The 15,073-nt window shown below is 72.2% G+C and carries 15 protein-coding genes; 7 read left to right on the top strand and 8 right to left on the bottom strand.

Going from position 1 to position 15,073, the window contains the following annotated elements:
- Positions 1–35 precede the first annotated feature (35 nt).
- The gene (locus N4P33_RS12600; RefSeq protein ID WP_260826472.1) at positions 36–482 is read right to left on the bottom strand and encodes a MarR family winged helix-turn-helix transcriptional regulator; all 447 of its coding nucleotides are present in this window, start codon (positions 480–482) and stop codon (positions 36–38) included.
- A gap of 85 nt (positions 483–567) precedes the next feature.
- Between N4P33_RS12600 and N4P33_RS12595 the strand changes: the two genes are divergently transcribed.
- Together N4P33_RS12595 and mltG are read left to right on the top strand one after the other, a co-directional pair.
- Positions 568–2,376, top strand: coding sequence for an ABC transporter ATP-binding protein (locus tag N4P33_RS12595; protein ID WP_260826471.1), 1,809 nt, complete (start codon positions 568–570; stop codon positions 2,374–2,376).
- 43 nt (positions 2,377–2,419) lie between these two features.
- On the top strand, positions 2,420–3,283 hold the full coding sequence (gene mltG / locus N4P33_RS12590; RefSeq protein WP_260826470.1) for an endolytic transglycosylase MltG: 864 nt from the start codon (positions 2,420–2,422) through the stop codon (positions 3,281–3,283).
- Between the two features lie 72 nt (positions 3,284–3,355).
- On the opposite strand, the gene N4P33_RS12585 is transcribed toward mltG, so the two are convergent.
- Complete coding sequence (locus tag N4P33_RS12585; RefSeq protein ID WP_260826487.1) at positions 3,356–4,435, bottom strand: NAD(P)/FAD-dependent oxidoreductase; 1,080 nt, start codon at positions 4,433–4,435, stop codon at positions 3,356–3,358.
- Positions 4,436–4,515: 80 nt separating this feature from the next.
- Here N4P33_RS12585 and N4P33_RS12580 point away from each other — a divergent pair, with 80 nt between their 5' ends.
- Complete coding sequence (locus tag N4P33_RS12580; RefSeq protein WP_260826469.1) at positions 4,516–4,944, top strand: secondary thiamine-phosphate synthase enzyme YjbQ; 429 nt, start codon at positions 4,516–4,518, stop codon at positions 4,942–4,944.
- 63 nt (positions 4,945–5,007) lie between these two features.
- Here the strand turns inward: N4P33_RS12580 and N4P33_RS12575 are convergent, their stop codons facing one another.
- From N4P33_RS12575 to N4P33_RS12555, 5 genes are all read right to left on the bottom strand, one after another.
- Entirely contained in the window at positions 5,008–6,246 is a 1,239-nt protein-coding gene (locus tag N4P33_RS12575; RefSeq protein WP_260826468.1) for a hypothetical protein, read from the bottom strand.
- Positions 6,247–6,537: 291 nt separating this feature from the next.
- The gene (locus N4P33_RS12570; RefSeq protein ID WP_260826467.1) at positions 6,538–7,218 is read right to left on the bottom strand and encodes a hypothetical protein; all 681 of its coding nucleotides are present in this window, start codon (positions 7,216–7,218) and stop codon (positions 6,538–6,540) included.
- Between the two features lie 191 nt (positions 7,219–7,409).
- Complete coding sequence (locus N4P33_RS12565) at positions 7,410–8,621, bottom strand: cytochrome P450 (RefSeq protein ID WP_260826466.1); 1,212 nt, start codon at positions 8,619–8,621, stop codon at positions 7,410–7,412.
- A 178-nt stretch (positions 8,622–8,799) separates the two neighbouring features.
- Positions 8,800–9,279: a DUF1801 domain-containing protein gene (locus N4P33_RS12560; RefSeq protein ID WP_260826465.1), complete on the bottom strand. Its 480-nt coding sequence runs from the start codon at positions 9,277–9,279 to the stop codon at positions 8,800–8,802.
- Between the two features lie 19 nt (positions 9,280–9,298).
- On the bottom strand, positions 9,299–10,135 hold the full coding sequence (locus N4P33_RS12555) for a universal stress protein (RefSeq protein WP_260826464.1): 837 nt from the start codon (positions 10,133–10,135) through the stop codon (positions 9,299–9,301).
- 279 nt (positions 10,136–10,414) lie between these two features.
- Between N4P33_RS12555 and N4P33_RS12550 the strand changes: the two genes are divergently transcribed.
- The 3 genes from N4P33_RS12550 to N4P33_RS12540 all read left to right on the top strand — a co-directional run bounded on the left by N4P33_RS12550 (position 10,415) and on the right by N4P33_RS12540 (position 13,808).
- Positions 10,415–10,885 (top strand): cation:proton antiporter regulatory subunit, encoded by a 471-nt coding sequence (locus N4P33_RS12550; RefSeq protein WP_260826463.1) that lies wholly within the window; start codon positions 10,415–10,417, stop codon positions 10,883–10,885.
- A gap of 4 nt (positions 10,886–10,889) precedes the next feature.
- Positions 10,890–12,146: a cation:proton antiporter gene (locus N4P33_RS12545; RefSeq protein ID WP_260826461.1), complete on the top strand. Its 1,257-nt coding sequence runs from the start codon at positions 10,890–10,892 to the stop codon at positions 12,144–12,146.
- A 213-nt stretch (positions 12,147–12,359) separates the two neighbouring features.
- On the top strand, positions 12,360–13,808 hold the full coding sequence (locus N4P33_RS12540; protein ID WP_260826460.1) for a cellulase family glycosylhydrolase: 1,449 nt from the start codon (positions 12,360–12,362) through the stop codon (positions 13,806–13,808).
- Here N4P33_RS12540 and N4P33_RS12535 read toward each other — a convergent pair.
- Positions 13,774–14,160, bottom strand: coding sequence for a DUF5997 family protein (locus tag N4P33_RS12535; RefSeq protein ID WP_260826459.1), 387 nt, complete (start codon positions 14,158–14,160; stop codon positions 13,774–13,776). The two genes, N4P33_RS12540 and N4P33_RS12535, sit on opposite strands and share 35 nt — an antisense overlap.
- A 58-nt stretch (positions 14,161–14,218) precedes the next feature.
- Here N4P33_RS12535 and N4P33_RS12530 point away from each other — a divergent pair, with 58 nt between their 5' ends.
- Positions 14,219–14,977 (top strand): LysR family substrate-binding domain-containing protein, encoded by a 759-nt coding sequence (locus N4P33_RS12530; RefSeq protein WP_260826458.1) that lies wholly within the window; start codon positions 14,219–14,221, stop codon positions 14,975–14,977.
- Positions 14,978–15,073 lie beyond the last annotated feature (96 nt).

Here is a 15,073-nt window from a genome sequence, read left to right as displayed (position 1 = left end):
CGCACCGGCGCCCGGAACAGGCTGGGACGCGGGACTCAGCGTGTGGCGGCCGTTCCGTCGATCAGGGTGTCGAGCAACCGGCCCAGGACCTCGCGCTGTTCCTCGCCCAGCGGAGCGAGGATCTCCTCGGCGGCGGATCTGCGCGCCGCATGCAGCTCCCGCAGCGCGGCACGTCCCTCGTCGGTCAGCTCGATGCGGATCACCCGCCGATTGGCCGGATCCGGCACCCGCCGTACCTTGCCGCTCGCCTCCAGCCCGTCGACCAGGGTCGTCACCGCCCGGGGCACCACTTCCAGCCGCTCGGCGAGATCGGCCATGCGCGGCGGCGAGGCGTAGTGCGCGAGGGTGCGCAGCAGCCGTGACTGGGCGGGGGTGATGCCGAGTTCGCGTCGCTCCAGGTGTCGTTTCTGGATGCGGTGCACCCGGCGGGTGAGCCGAAGCAGCTGCTCGGCCAGCAGGCCGTCGGGGTCGGGGGCGGTCATGCGGGAACAATATCAGGAGGACACTCATTATGAGCATAGGTAACAATGAGCTGCACTCCGACCGTTCGCACCCTCGAAGGAGACCATGCACCCCGACCACGAACCCGTCTGGACCCCACCCGCCGGAGCCAAGGGCGAGCAGCCGCCCCGGCAGGTCCGTCGGATCCTGCGTCTCTTCCGCCCCTACCGCGGCCGCCTCGCGGTCGTCGGTCTGCTCGTCGGCGCCTCGTCGCTGGTCACCGTCGCCTCGCCTTTCCTGCTGAAGGCGATCCTCGACGTCGCGATCCCCGAGGGCCGGACCGGGCTGCTCAGCCTGCTCGCCCTCGGCATGATCCTCAGCGCGGTCCTCACCAGCGTCTTCGGCGTCCTGCAGACCCTCATCTCCACCACCGTCGGGCAGCGCGTCATGCACGATCTGCGCACGGCCGTCTACGGCCGGCTCCAGCGCATGTCGCTCGCCTTCTTCACCCGCACCCGCACCGGCGAGGTCCAGTCCCGCATCGCCAACGACATCGGCGGCATGCAGGCCACCGTGACCTCCACGGCCACCTCCCTGGTCTCCAACCTCACCAGCGTGGTGGCGACCGTCGTCGCGATGCTCGCCCTCGACTGGCGGCTCACCGTCGTCTCCCTGGCGCTGCTGCCGGTGTTCGTGTGGATCAGCCGCCGGGTCGGCAACGAGCGCAAGAAGATCACCACCCAACGGCAGAAGCAGATGGCCGCGATGGCGGCCACGGTCACCGAGTCGCTGTCCGTCAGCGGCATCCTGCTGGGCCGCACCATGGGCCGCTCCGACTCCCTGACCGGGGCCTTCGCCGGCGAGTCGGAGCGCCTTGTGGATCTGGAGGTGCGGTCGAACATGGCCGGCCGCTGGCGCATGGCCGTCATCACGATCGTCATGGCCGCCATGCCCGCCGTCATCTACTGGACCGCGGGCGTCGCCGTCCAGGCGGGCGGACCCGAGGTCTCCATCGGCACCATCGTCGCGTTCGTCTCGCTCCAGCAGGGCCTGTTCCGGCCCGCCGTGAGCCTGCTGTCGACCGGCGTCCAGATCCAGGCCTCGCTCGCCCTGTTCCAGCGCATCTTCGAGTACCTGGACCTGCCGATCGACATCACCGAACGCCCGGACCCGGTGCGCCTGGAGAGGATCAAGGGCGAGGTCCGCTTCGAGAACGTCGAGTTCCGCTACGACGACAAGAGCGGCCCCGTCCTCGACGGCATCGACATCGCCGTCCCCGCGGGCTCCAGCCTCGCCGTCGTCGGTTCGACCGGCGCGGGCAAGTCCACGCTGGGTCATCTCGTTCCGCGGCTGTACGACGTGACGGGCGGCCGGGTCACGCTCGACGGGGTCGACGTGCGCGACCTGGACTTCGACACGCTCGCCCGCGCGGTCGGCGTCGTCTCCCAGGAGACGTACCTCTTCCACGCCTCCGTCGCCGACAATCTGCGCTTCGCCAAGCCGGACGCCACCGACGAGGAGCTGTACGCGGCGGCGACGGCGGCGCAGATCCACGACCACATCGCGTCGCTGCCCGACGGGTACGACACCGTCGTCGGCGAGCGTGGTCACCGCTTCTCCGGCGGTGAGAAGCAGCGTCTGGCGATCGCCCGCACCATCCTGCGCGATCCGCCGGTGCTGGTCCTCGACGAGGCCACCAGCGCCCTCGACACCCGCACCGAGGCAGCCGTCCAGGAGGCCATCGACGCCCTGTCGGCGAACCGCACCACACTCACCATCGCCCACCGGCTGTCCACCGTCCGCGGTGCCGACCAGATCGTGGTGCTCGACTCCGGACGCGTCGTCGAACGCGGCACGCACGAGGAGCTGCTGGAGCGGGCGGGGCGCTATGCGGCCCTCGTACGCCGGGATGCCCAACTGGAACCGACAAGATGAAAATATGCCGGGTTTGTGACGATATGCGGGTTACCGTGCCCGCATGCAGACGAACACTCCGTCACGGAACTCGATCCGACTGACGCGCCGGGGCCGTCTCGCCCTCATGGCGACCGGGGCCGTCGTGGCAGGCACCGCCGTGGCGGTGCCGCTGCTGATCATCGGCGAGGGGGAGGACTCCCGCCCCACGGCCCTCGTCATCCCGGAGGGCTGGCGCGCGAGCCAGGTGTACGCCGCCGTCGACAAGGCCCTCGCCCTGCCCGCCGGCACCACGAAGAAGTCCCTCGCCAAGGCCCACGTCAAGCTGCCCAACGACGCGGAGGGCAACCCGGAGGGCTACCTCTTCCCGGGGACGTATCCGCTGCACAAGGGCACGACCCCCGAGAAGCTGCTGTCGGCGATGGCCGACACCGCCAACCGGAAGTTCAACGGCGTGCCCGTCGCCGCCGGGGCGCAGCGCAACGCCATGAACGTCTACCAGGCGGTCACCATCGCCAGCATCGTCCAGGCGGAGGCCTCCACCGAGGCCGACATGGGCAAGGTCGCCCGGGTGATCTTCAATCGGCTGGAGCGCGGCATGCCGCTGCAGATGGACTCCACCGTCACCTACGCGCTCGACCGGCCGACGCTGCACGCGAAGGTGGCCGGCACCAAGGCCGACACGAAGGTCGACAGCCCCTACAACTCCTACCGGCGCATGGGCCTGCCGCCCACCCCCATCGGCAACCCCGGCGAGGAAGCCCTCCGCGCCGCGATCAACCCCACGCCCGGCGACTGGCTCTACTTCGTCACGGTCAAGCCCGGCGACACCCGCTTCACCGCGAACTTCGAGGAACACCGGCGCAACGTCGCCGAGTTCAACGCCGAACAGCGCAAGGCGAAGCAGACGGAACCGGCGAAGCAGTGAGCCGCCCGTCACCGCGCGAAGGACGCCCGTCACCGCACGAACGACGCCCGTCACCGCACTGAGGACGAGACATCAAGCGGCGGCGAGCGGCTCATCGGCCAGGAGCCGCCTGATGTCCCGCACCGCCGCGCGGCCCGCCCGGTTCGCGCCGATGGTGCTGGCGGACGGGCCGTAGCCCACCAGGTGGATGCGCGGATCGGCGGCCACGCGAGTGCCCTCCAGGCGGATGCCGCCGCCCGGTCCCCGCAGCCTCAGCGGGGCGAGATGGTCCACCACGGGACGGAACCCGGTGGCCCACAGGATGACGTCGGCCGCCACTCGCCGGCCGTCCCGCCACTCGACACCGTCCGGGATGATCCGGTCGAACATGGGCTGCCGGTCCAGAACGCCCTCGGCGATGCCCCGGCGGATCGCGTCGTTCAGCGGCAGCCCGGTCACCGAGACGACACTGCGCGGCGGCAGCCCCTGCCGCACCCGCTCCTCGACCAGCGCCACGGCCGAACGGCCCGCCTCCTCGTCGAAGGGGCCCTCGCGGAACACCGGCGGCCGCCGGGTCACCCACGTCGTGGCCGCCGCGTAGGGCGCGATCTCCAGCAGATGCTGCGTGCCCGACGCCCCACCGCCGACCACGACCACCCGCTGCCCGGCGAACGCCTCGGGCCCCGGGTACTGCGCGGTGTGCAACTGCCGTCCCCGGAACGTCTCCTGGCCCGGGTAGCGGGGCCAGAACGGCCGGTCCCAGGTGCCGGTCGCGTTGATCAGGGCCCGCGTCGACCAGCTGCCGTCCGAGGTCTCCACCAGCAGCCGCCCGTCGCCCGCCTCCCGTACGGCCCGTACATCCACGGGGCGCCGTATGCGCAGGTCGAACGTCTGCTCGTAGCGGTCGAAGTACTCGGTGATCACCTCGGCGGAGGGCCGCGCCGGATCGGCGCCCGTGAGTTCCATGCCGGGCAGCGCGTGCATGCCGTGCACCTTGCCGTACGTCAGCGACGGCCACCGGAACCGCCATGCGCCACCGGGGCCGGGGGAGTGGTCGAGGACCACGAAGTCGCGGTCCGGCACGAAGCCGGTACGCCGCAGGTGATAGGCGCTGGACAGACCGGCCTGCCCGGCACCGATGACGACCACGTCGACCTCGCGCACGTTGCTCACACTTTCAACAACCACGCCGTGACCGTGGATCTTCCCGGGCCTTCCCAGGGGAAGCGTGGCGCATGGGTCAGGATGGGGGCATGTCAGATGCCTTCAGCACCCGCGTCATCAACCTCACCACCGGCTCCGCGGAGAGGGTCGTCGACATCACCGGCGACTGCGAGTCCTTCCTGCGGGAGACGGCGGCCGGCCGCGACGGTCTGCTGAACGTCTTCGTGCCCCACGCCACGGCCGGGATCGCCGTCATCGAGACCGGCGCCGGGAGCGACGACGACCTGCTGGCCGCCCTGCACACCCTGCTGCCCGCCGACGACCGCTGGCAGCACCGCCACGGCAGCCCCGGCCACGGCCGCGACCACGTACTGCCCGCCTTCGTCCCGCCCCACGCGACCCTGCCCGTGATCGACGGCCGCCTCGAACTCGGCACGTGGCAGTCGGTCTGCCTGGTCGACACCAACCGCGACAACCCCGACCGCCGGGTACGACTGAGCTTCCTCGCGGGGTCCTGACACGCGAGGGCTCACGGCTGACGCGAAGGGGCGCCTACGGCTGACGCGCAGGCGCCGCGGCCCTCACGACCGCTGCCGGGGGAACGACTCCAGCGCCGCGGCGAGGCCCGAGGCATCGGTGCCGATCTTGCGGTACACCGACGACAGCAGATGCCGTACGCCCTGCTCGGTAAGGCGCAGATCACCGGCGATCGCCGCCGGTTCCATGCCCCGCACGGCCAGTTCCGCCGCCTTGCGCTCGGGCGCGGTGAGCGTGTCCGTCTGGGCGTACCGCAGCGGCAGCGGCCTCAGCCCCGCCGCGGCGAGCTCGTCCCTGGCCCGGCCGGCCAGCGCCTCCGCACCGCAGTGCACGGCGCCCTCCAGCCCCCGGTAGAGACGGTCCGCGGCCTCCTGCAGCCGCCCCTCGCGGGACAGCGCCGCCCCGTGGCCGACCAGGGCACGGGCCAGCTCGTAGGAGGCGGGCGACCGCTGCAGCTGGTCGACGGCCTCCGCGTACAGGTCGAGCGAGGCCGGTCCGCCGGTCACCTCGGCCAGGGTGTGCACCGCCTGCCCGATCACGGAGGCCGCACCGAAGTCCCGGGCCCGCTTGACCGCTTCCTGGGCGTGATGGACCGCCCGGTCGGGCGCGCTGCGCGCGAGCGCAGACGCCAGCCGCAGCTGCCACGGGCACCACGCAGGGTTGCGCCAGTCCCGCCCCTCCAGCCAGTCCCCTACATCGGACAGCAGCGTGGCTGCCTCGGCGTCCCGCCCCTCCGCGAGCAGCAGTTCGGCGTACACCGTGCGCGGCTCGGGGTAGATCACCGCGTTCGGGGTCACCTCGCCGTAGCGGTAGGAGTCGGCGAGCCGACGGGCCGCCGCCGTGCGTCCCCGGGCCAGCAGGGTCTGCACCAGGACGCCGATGGCGTACCACTGGGCGGGCACCGCGCCCTCCACCCGGTCGGCGATGCGCAGCCCCTCCCTCACCAGGTTCTCCGCCTCGGCCAGACAGCCGCGGCGGTAGCGGATGTACCCGGCGAGGGTCTGCCCGAGCACCAGATGGGAGCCGCGCCAGCCCCTGGCCTCGCACTCGGCCATGCCCCGGGCGGACAACTCCTCCGCCCGCCGCGGCTGGTCGCAGTACATGAACACCAGCGCCACCGAGACCGGCACCTCGAAGCCCCGGTTCTCGTGGGTCCAGCTCAGCCCGCCGCGCAGGGCCCGCTCGGCGTGGGCGAGTGCCGTCCCGCGCGGTTCGCCGCACACCACGGCGTCCCAGGCGCGCAGACCCAGGATGTACCGCTCCTCCAGGCTCCGTCCGGTCACCTTCCACGAAGTGGTCGGCCTGCATGCGCAGCCGGATCCGGGGATGCTCGGCACGCCGCGCCTCCTCGGCGGCGACGGACGCGGCCTCGGCCATCCGGTCGGTGTGCGCCAGCGCCTGCGTGAGCCGGTACACGATGGACGCGCGCAGCTCCGGATCGACCCCGGGCTCCTCCAGCGCCTGCTGGAGGTGGACGACCGTGGCGGTGGGTTTGATCAGGAAGGTGGAGCAGGCGAGTTCGTGCAGCAACGCGGCGCGCTCCTCCGGCAGCGGCGGCTCCTGCAGCGCCCGCGTCAGCAACCGCCGGGCGGCCTCCGGGGCGCCCGCGCGCAAGTACTCGCGGGCCGCCTCGCGCAGACAGGCCACCGCCTCGGGCCGTCCCTCGCAGGGCACCTCCAGCAGATGGCGGGCGGCCGCCGTGGGCCCGAACCCCGCGGCCCGGATGGCCTCCGCGGCCTGGTTGTGCGCGGCGAGGTGGGGGACGACGCGGAGGACGGATTCTGCGAGGAGTGCTGGACGGTCACCGGGGGCAGCCCGTTCGAGGCGGTCGAGCTCGCCATCCGCCGGGGCAAGACGCCCGCGGTGAGCGCCCGTATCGAGGTGCACAGCCGGGTCGGTATCGGCGGGGTGTGGGCCTGTGCGACGGCCTCGTACAGCAGGCCGTGCACGTACTCACGGCTCTTGGCGGCCCAGCGCGCGGCCTGCGCGGGCGTGCACCGCTCCCTGACCTGCCGGTACAGATCCGCCAGGGCCGCACCGAGGGTGGTCGAGGGGAAGGCGTCGTCCCTCAGGACGGCGACACTCTCCTCCAGCATCGGCAGCAGCAGGCCCGGCGACTTCCGGCCGACCTCCTCCGCCCGGTCGTCGAAGACGAATTGGTACGCGATCTGGTTCGCGATGATCTGCAGCAGACCCGCGTCCATGCCGGGGCTGGTGTACGAGGCGAGTTCGGCCGGCCGGGTGCGGGCGATCATTTTTCAGGCTCATGCGGATTGCTCGCGAACGGGAAAGGCATGTGGAGATGAGTGTCGATCATCTCGGTCAAAGGGGGCCCGGTAATTCCGTTCTGTGTGTCGACCGGCAATTTCTCACGCGTCGTCTGCATCTTCGTCACCCGCCCTCCGGAATTCCGCCCGTTCCGGCTGTTGCGCCCGTTCCGACACGATTATCGGCAGCGACCGCGGTCCCAGCGTGACCGCCGGACGCACCGGCGCGACGGGTCCCGGCAGTGGCGCAGCCGCCAGTGGCGGGCGATGGTCGCGAGGGCCACCGTGGTCTGCGCCATGGCGAAACTGTCGCCGAGGCATTTCCGGCTGCCCGCGCTGAACGGGACCATCGGACCGTACGGCCCGTCGTCGCCGACCCCGGACAGCGACCGCCCGCACAGCCACCGCTCGGGGCGGAACCGCTCCGGCTCCGGGAACGACGCGGGCGTGTGGTGCAGCAGATAAGGACTGTAGAGCACGGTGGTGCCCCGCGGCAGCCGGCGCCCGCCGAACTCGACGTCCCTGGTGGTGATCCGGGTGAAGAGCCACCCCGGCGGCGAGTGTCGCAGGGTCTCCTCGATCACGGCCCGTGTGTAGACCAGGCGGGACAGGTCGTCGGGGCCGGGCCGCTCCCGTCCGGCGAGCACGGTGTCGACCTCGGTGTGCAGCTGGTGTTCGGTCTCAGGGTGCCGGGCGAGCAGGCCGAAGGCGGAGGACAGGCACAGGGACGGGCTCTCGGCGCCGGTGAGCAGGAGGGAGACGAGCTGGTCGTGCACCTCCTGGTCCGTCACCGCGGAGTCGGCGCAGCCGGCCTCGGCCGGCAGCGTCCCCAGCAGGTCGTCGCGGGCGCCGCCCGCACGGCGTTCGGCGATCGCCGCGTCGACGAGGCGGTGCAGGCGGGCGACCGCGTCGCGGTACCGGCGGTTCGCCGGTGTGGGGAGCCGGAAGAGGGCGTCGATCGGCACCACCGTACGGACGAACAGCCCGTGCACGACCTCGGTGAGACAGTCCCGCACCTCGGCGGTCCGCGCGGTGTCCAGTGAGTCGGAGAACAGGACGCGGCTGACCGCGCCGGTCGTCAGCGTCATCATGGCCGCGCTGATGTCGACCGTCCGCCCCGCGCGCCATCCGCGGCACACGGACAGGGCTTCCTCGCCCATCGCGTCGACATGGGCGGTGACCCGCGCGGGCCGGAAGGCGGGCTGCAGCAGCCGGCGCTGGCGGCGGTGGTCGGCGTACGGGAAGGTGACGACGCCATCACCCATCAGCGGTCGGAGCCGTTCGTAGAGCGGCCCGCCCTTGTCGAACGTGGCGGTGTCCCTGAGCATCTCGTGGACCAGCCGGAGGTGGCACACCATCCAGGCACGCAGGGGACCGAGGCGTATCCCCACCAGATCGCCGTGCGCGGGTAAGGAATTCAGAAAGTCCAACGGGCGCCGGAACAGGGCGATACCGTGGGTGACGGAAGGGAATATGCCGGGTGCAGTTCCGGATTTCCAGGACTGCTCCGGTGTCGTGGTGCGGGTCGATTCCGGGACTCGGTTCCGTGGCCAGGAGGTCCCGGGAAACTCAGAAGAGATCGTCGCCGGGCAGCTCCGCGGCCTGAAGGAGCCAGCTCCTCAGCTGCTCCTCGTCGAGTTCCTCGTCCTCGTGGATGTCGAGGTAGCGCACGTGCTCGTGCTTGGACGCGCCCGGCGGGAGCGGGTCCAGGGACGAGCCGTTGAGCCAGGTCACCTTCACGTACCGGGTGAAGCAGTGGAGGCTGAGGAACCACCCGTTGCCCTCGACGCCGTAGAACGGCGAGTTCCAGCGGACCGCCTTGCGCACGCCGGGGACGGTACGGACCACGAGGTCGTCCAGCCGGCGGCCGACCTCCCGTTTCCAGTCCGGCATCGCCTCGATGTACGCCTGGACGGGCTCGTCGCCGTCGCCCTTGGGGATCTGCGGGTTGCCGCCCGACAGCAGCCGCGGCTTCGCGGAAGGCGCCGCCTGAGCCGTCCGCGCCGTCCGCTTCGTCCCCGTCGTCCGTTCCGAAGGCCGTTGTGCCATGCGCCCCATGGTAGGAAGCTCACTCCTGGTGCCGCACCACGATCACCGGGCAGTCGGCGTGGTACAGCAGCGCCTGGCTGACCGAGCCCAGCAGCATCCCGGTGAAGCCGCCGTGCCCGCGCGCCCCCGTCACCAGCAGCTGAGCCTCCCGCGAGGCCTCCAGCAGCGCATGACGCACCCGGCCCCGCTCCAGCCGCGCCTCCACGGTGACCTCCGGATGGGCAGTGCGCTGCGCCGCCAGGGCGTCCACGAGCAGCCGCTGATGGGTCTCGCGCAGCCGGTCCAGATCCACGACGACGTTCAGCGGGTCGGCGGGCCCCTCGTAGGGCGTCGGCTCGCTCCACGTGTTCCACACGTGCATCGCGATCAGCGGCGCCTCGCGCAGCGCGCACTCGGCGAAGGCGAACCGCGCCGCCGCGGTCCCGGCCGGCGAGCCGTCCACGGCGAGCAGCACGGGGCCCTTCGGATCGGGACGCCCCCGGACCACCATGACCGGACAGTGCCCGTGCGCGGCCAGCTTCACCACCGTCGAGCCGAGCAGCAGGTCCCCGAACCCGCCGTGCCCCCGCCGGCCGACCACCGCCAGCACCGCGTGCCGCGACTCGCTCCGCAACACCGTCAGCGTGTCACCGGCCGCCACCGTCCTCGCGATGTCCAGGTCCGGCGCGAGGTCGTGGGCGCGCTGCTCGGCCTGGGCCAGCACCCCGTGGATCATCGGGTCCAGGTCGCCGGTTTGGCTGAAGGCGTGCACGATCCTGAGCTGGGCGCCGCGCAGATGGGCCTCACGGGCGGCGACATCGACCGCGGCGAGACTCGACGGCGAGCCGTCCACTCCAACGATCACCGTGTCGTTCACTGCTCACTCCCGTCCCCGGCAGCGCTTTCGAGTACCCGCGGGCACGGACGCCTACGCGGCCTGTCCGATCCGCGGTGACACGGCCTCCCCGGGCATCCTGCGGCCGGGGCGCGGCCCTTGTCCATCCGTGGCAACACCCATGTTCCGGCCGATCGGCCGGATGGCACGATGTCCGGTGCGGGTGTGGATCATCAGTGCGAGGAGACACCGCACCCGGCGAGCCGGAACGCACGAGAACGAAGAGAACCTGGAAGGGGACGGGCTGTGCCTGCTCCACGGATGAGCACCACGCCGCTGCCGGGCATCGGCGTGAAATACGACCTCACCACGCGTGAGCACCAGCACCTGTCCGTCATCGCGCACCGGGACGGCGCCCGCACGGTCAACATCTACCGCTCCGACGATCCCGACGCCTGCGCCCAGTCGCTGAAGTTGTCCGTCGCCGAGTCGGCCGCGCTGATCGACGCCCTGATGCCCGCCCACCACAGCCCCAATCTGCTGCACACCACCGACCTCGGTCTGGTCGCCGAGCGCATCGAGCTGTCCGCCGCGTCCCACTGGAACGGCCGGCTGCTGGGGGAGACCCGGATGCGCACCGAGACCGGGGCGTCGATCGTCGCGGTCCTGCGCCGGGCGGAGGCGATTCCGTCGCCCGCGCCGGACTTCCGGCTGGCGGGCGGGGACACCCTCATCCTGATCGGCACCCGCGAGGGCATCGAGGCCGCCGCCGAGATACTCGGGCGGGAGTGAGCGCGTGCACTCCTCCGCGATCTTCCTGATCGAGTTCGGCGCGATCATCCTCGGCCTCGGTCTGCTGGGCCGGCTCGCCGGTCGCCTGCGGTTCTCGCCGATCCCCCTGTATCTGCTCGCCGGGCTGGCGTTCGGCGAGGGAGGACTGCTGCCGCTCGGCGCGAGCGAGGAGTTCGTCGCGATCGGCGCCGAGATCGGTGTGATCCTGCTGCTGCTCATGCTGGGCCTGGAGTACACGGCCAGCGACCTGGTCTCCAACCTCAAGACGCAGTACCCGGCCGGTCTCGTCGACATGGCGCTCAACGCCCTGCCCGGCGCCGCCCTCGCGCTGCTCCTCGGCTGGGGCCCGGTCGCCGCGGTGGTCCTGGCCGGCGTCACCTGGATCTCGTCGTCCGGCGTCATCGCGAAGGTCCTCGGCGACCTCGGACGCCTGGGCAACCGGGAGACCCCGGTCGTTCTCAGCATCCTCGTCCTCGAGGACCTGGCGATGGCGGTCTACCTGCCGATCATCACCGCCCTGCTGGCCGGCGTCAGCCTCGCCGCGGGCAGCATGACCCTCGCCATCGCGCTCGGCGTCGCCGGGCTGGTCCTCTTCGCCGCCGTCCGCTACGGCAGGGTGATCTCCCGCTTCGTCTCCAGCGACGACCCGGAGAAGCTCCTGCTGGTGGTCCTCGGCCTCACCCTGCTCGTCGCCGGTCTCGCCCAGCAGCTGCAGGTCTCGGCGGCCGTCGGCGCGTTCCTCGTGGGCATCGCCCTGTCGGGCGAGGTCGCCGAGGGCGCCCACAACCTGCTGGCGCCCCTGAGGGATCTGTTCGCCGCGGTCTTCTTCGTGTTCTTCGGCCTGCACACCGACCCGCAGTCGATCCCCCCGGTGATCCTCCCCGCCCTGGCCCTCGCCGTCGTCACGGCGCTCACCAAGATCGCCACCGGTTACTGGGCCGCCCGCCGGGCCGGAATCTCCCCCAAGGGCCGCTGGCGCGCGGGCGGCACCCTGGTCGCCCGCGGCGAGTTCTCCATCGTCATCGCGGGCCTCGCGGTCACCGCCGGCATCGAACCCGAGCTGGGCCCCCTGGCCACGGCGTACGTGCTGGTCCTGGTCATCCTCGGCCCCCTCACCGCCCGCTTCACCGAGCCCCTGGCCCTCCGCCTGACCCGGCCCCGCGCCAAGCCCGCGGAAGCCACGGCGGCGCCGGCCCAGGGCTCGGCACCGCCGGCCGAGACACTCCAGCCGGTGGAGGACGGAGGCGCCGAGCGCCCGTAGCAGGGGAGGGCCCGGGCGCCCGTAGTAGGTCAGGCCGGGCGCCCCGTGGAAAGGCAGGGCCCGGGCGCCCGTGGTCGCGGAGAAGATCGACACGGGTGCCCGGCTCATCGCGGCCGTCGCGGCTCAGCAGGAAGACGCCGACGCACTCTTGAACAATGCTCACGTTTCCTGCTGTGATCTCCCGCACTGCCGACCGACCGTGCCGGAGGTCCCGTGTACCGCCGTCTGCTCGCCGCGTTCGTCTGCACAGCCCTCAGCGCCCTGCTGCTCTCCACCGGAGCCGCCCGGGCGGAGACCACCGATCACCCGCAGCCGCCTCCCGGCATCCCCCGGCTCACGGACGACCAGGGCCGCGTGCTGACCCTGCGCGGCTGGAACGTCGAGGACAAGACGCACCGAGGTGAGGCCGCGCTCTCCGCGATCACCGAGCGCCACTTCCGCGATCTGCGCGCCCGGGGCTTCAACTTTGCCCGTCTCCTGGTCTTCTGGGACGACCTCGAACCCGAGCGCGGCCACTACAGCGAGCGGTACCTCCGCAAGATCGAGCGCATCCTCGACTGGGCGCACGAACACCGCGTCCACGTGCTCGTCGACGCCCACCAGGACGTCTACGGGCCCGCGTTCGGACACCGCGGCATCCCGGAGTGGGCCACGAGGACCGACGGACTGCCGTTCACGCCGCACCCGGACGACTGGTTCGCCGAGTACTTCGAACCGGCCGTGCAGCGGGCGTTCACCCACCTCTACGAGGACCCGGACCTGCGGCGCGCCCAGGCGGACATGTGGCGCGTGCTCGCCGGACGGCTCGGGGACCACCCCGCCGTCCTCGGCTACGACCTGATCAACGAACCCATGGGCGAGATCGCCCCCGGCGAGGACCTGCCGACCGCCGCCCGCCGGATCGAACGCGACCACCTCACGCCGCTGTACAACCGCCTCGCCGACGCCGTCCGCTCCGTCGACGACGACGCGTGGATCTTCTTCGAACCGACCCCCATCGTCGGCGAGGGCGTCCCCACCGGTCTGGGCCGCATCCACGACCGCAAGGCGGTCTACGCCCCGCACTTCTACAACACGGCGATGGAGGCGGGCGCCGACTACGACCCGTCGGCGGGCTGGATCGAGGCCTACGAGTCGGCCGTGACCGTCTACCCGCGCCGGTACCGTGTCCCGGTCGTCGTGGGGGAGTGGGGCCCGCTGAACAATTCCCTGCCGAACATGGGCCGCTTCTACCGGGACGCCCTGGCCTCCCTGAACCGCTACAGCTCCGGCTGGGCGGGCTACGTCTGGTGCTACGGCGGCGGGTACTGCGCCGTCGACGCCGAGGGCCGCTTCCGCACGAACAAGGAACAGACCGCCGCGCCGTACGCTCGAGCCGTGGCGGGCCGTATCACCGCCGAGGGGTACGAGCCCGACCGGGGCGTGTTCCGTCTCACGTACCGGGCCGGGCACGGAGTCACCGAGGTCTCCGTGCCGCCCGGGCCGGGCGGCTGGCGCATCGAGCTGACCGGCCCCGCCCGGACCACCACACCCACCCTGCCCGCGGACCACGCGGCGACGGCCCGGGTGTGGGCCCGGCCGGGCGCGCACATCACGATCACCGTGGTCCCGCGTGCCGCGAGGGACGTCAGTCGTCCGTGCCCTCCGCCTTGCGCTGCTTGAGGCGGGCCGCCTCCCTGCGGACCTCCGCCTGAGTCGCGCGCTCCCGCTCCAGCCACTCCGGCCGCTCCTGCTTCAGCGCCTCGATCTGCTCGGTGGTGAGGGGCTCGGTGATCCCGCCGCGCGCCAGACCGGAGATCGACACGCCCAGCTTCGCCGCGACCACCGGACGGGGGTGCGGGCCGTCGCGCCGCAGATCCCGCAGCCACTGGGGCGGGTCCGCCTGGAGCGCGTTCAGCTCGGCGCGGGAGACCACACCCTCACGGAACTCGGCGGGGGTGGCCTCGAGGTACACACCCAGCTTCTTCGCCGCGGTCGCGGGCTTCATCGTCTGGGTGCTCTGGTGCGACGTCATGGGGTCCAGGGTATCGAGCGTGTGCGCGAGCGCCGACCACGGCCGGTAACCTGGCCAGGTGACAGGCTCGGAAGTGTCCCCCTCGTTCCGGCTCGTGTACGTACCCGGGGTGATGCCCGACAAATGGGTGCGCATCTGGAACGAGCGGCTGCCCGACGTCCCGCTGACCCTCACCCAGGTGCCGCCCGGTGAGGCCCCCGAGCGGCTGCTGGGCCGGGACGCGGACGCCGGACTGGTCCGGCTGCCCGTCGACCGGACGGTCCTCAGCGCGATCCCCCTCTACACCGAGCAGACGGTCGTCGTGGTCCCCAGGGACCATCTCGTGACCGCCGCCGACGAGGTGTCCGTCGAGGATCTGGCCGACGACATCGTGCTGCACCCCCTCGACGACGTCCTCGGCTGGGAGGCGCTGCCCGGCCGCCCCGCCCTGGAGCGCCCCGCCACCACCGCCGACGCCGTGGAACTGGTCGCCGCCGGGATCGGCGTGCTCGTCGTACCGCTGTCGCTGGCCCGGCTGCACCACCGCAAGGACCTCACCCACCGGCCGCTCACGGACGCCCCCGCGTCGAGCGTCGCGCTGGCCTGGCCCGAGGACGCGCACACGGACCGGGTGGAGGACTTCATCGGCATCGTCCGCGGCCGGACCGTCAACAGCACCCGCGGCCGCAAGCAGCCCGACGGCGCCGCGCCGCAGAAGGACCGCCGCGCGGGAAGTGGCCGGGCCCAGCAGCCGCGGACGGCGGGCGGCAGCCGCCGGACCGGCACCGGCGGCGCGGCGAAGAACCCACGACGGGGCAAGCCCCGCCGCAGGTCCTAGGGGGTGTCCGCAAAGTCCCGCCTGCCCTGCGACGCCCGGCACGCTCCCCCACTGCCTTAAGGGCGTGGGAGGTGCCCCCACTCGCCGCACCGGGCG

This window comes from Streptomyces sp. 15-116A (genome assembly GCF_025290915.1).
Taxonomy (GTDB): domain Bacteria; phylum Actinomycetota; class Actinomycetes; order Streptomycetales; family Streptomycetaceae; genus Streptomyces.
Note: the sequence above shows the minus strand (reverse complement) of the source record. Positions and strands in the feature narration are given on the sequence as shown.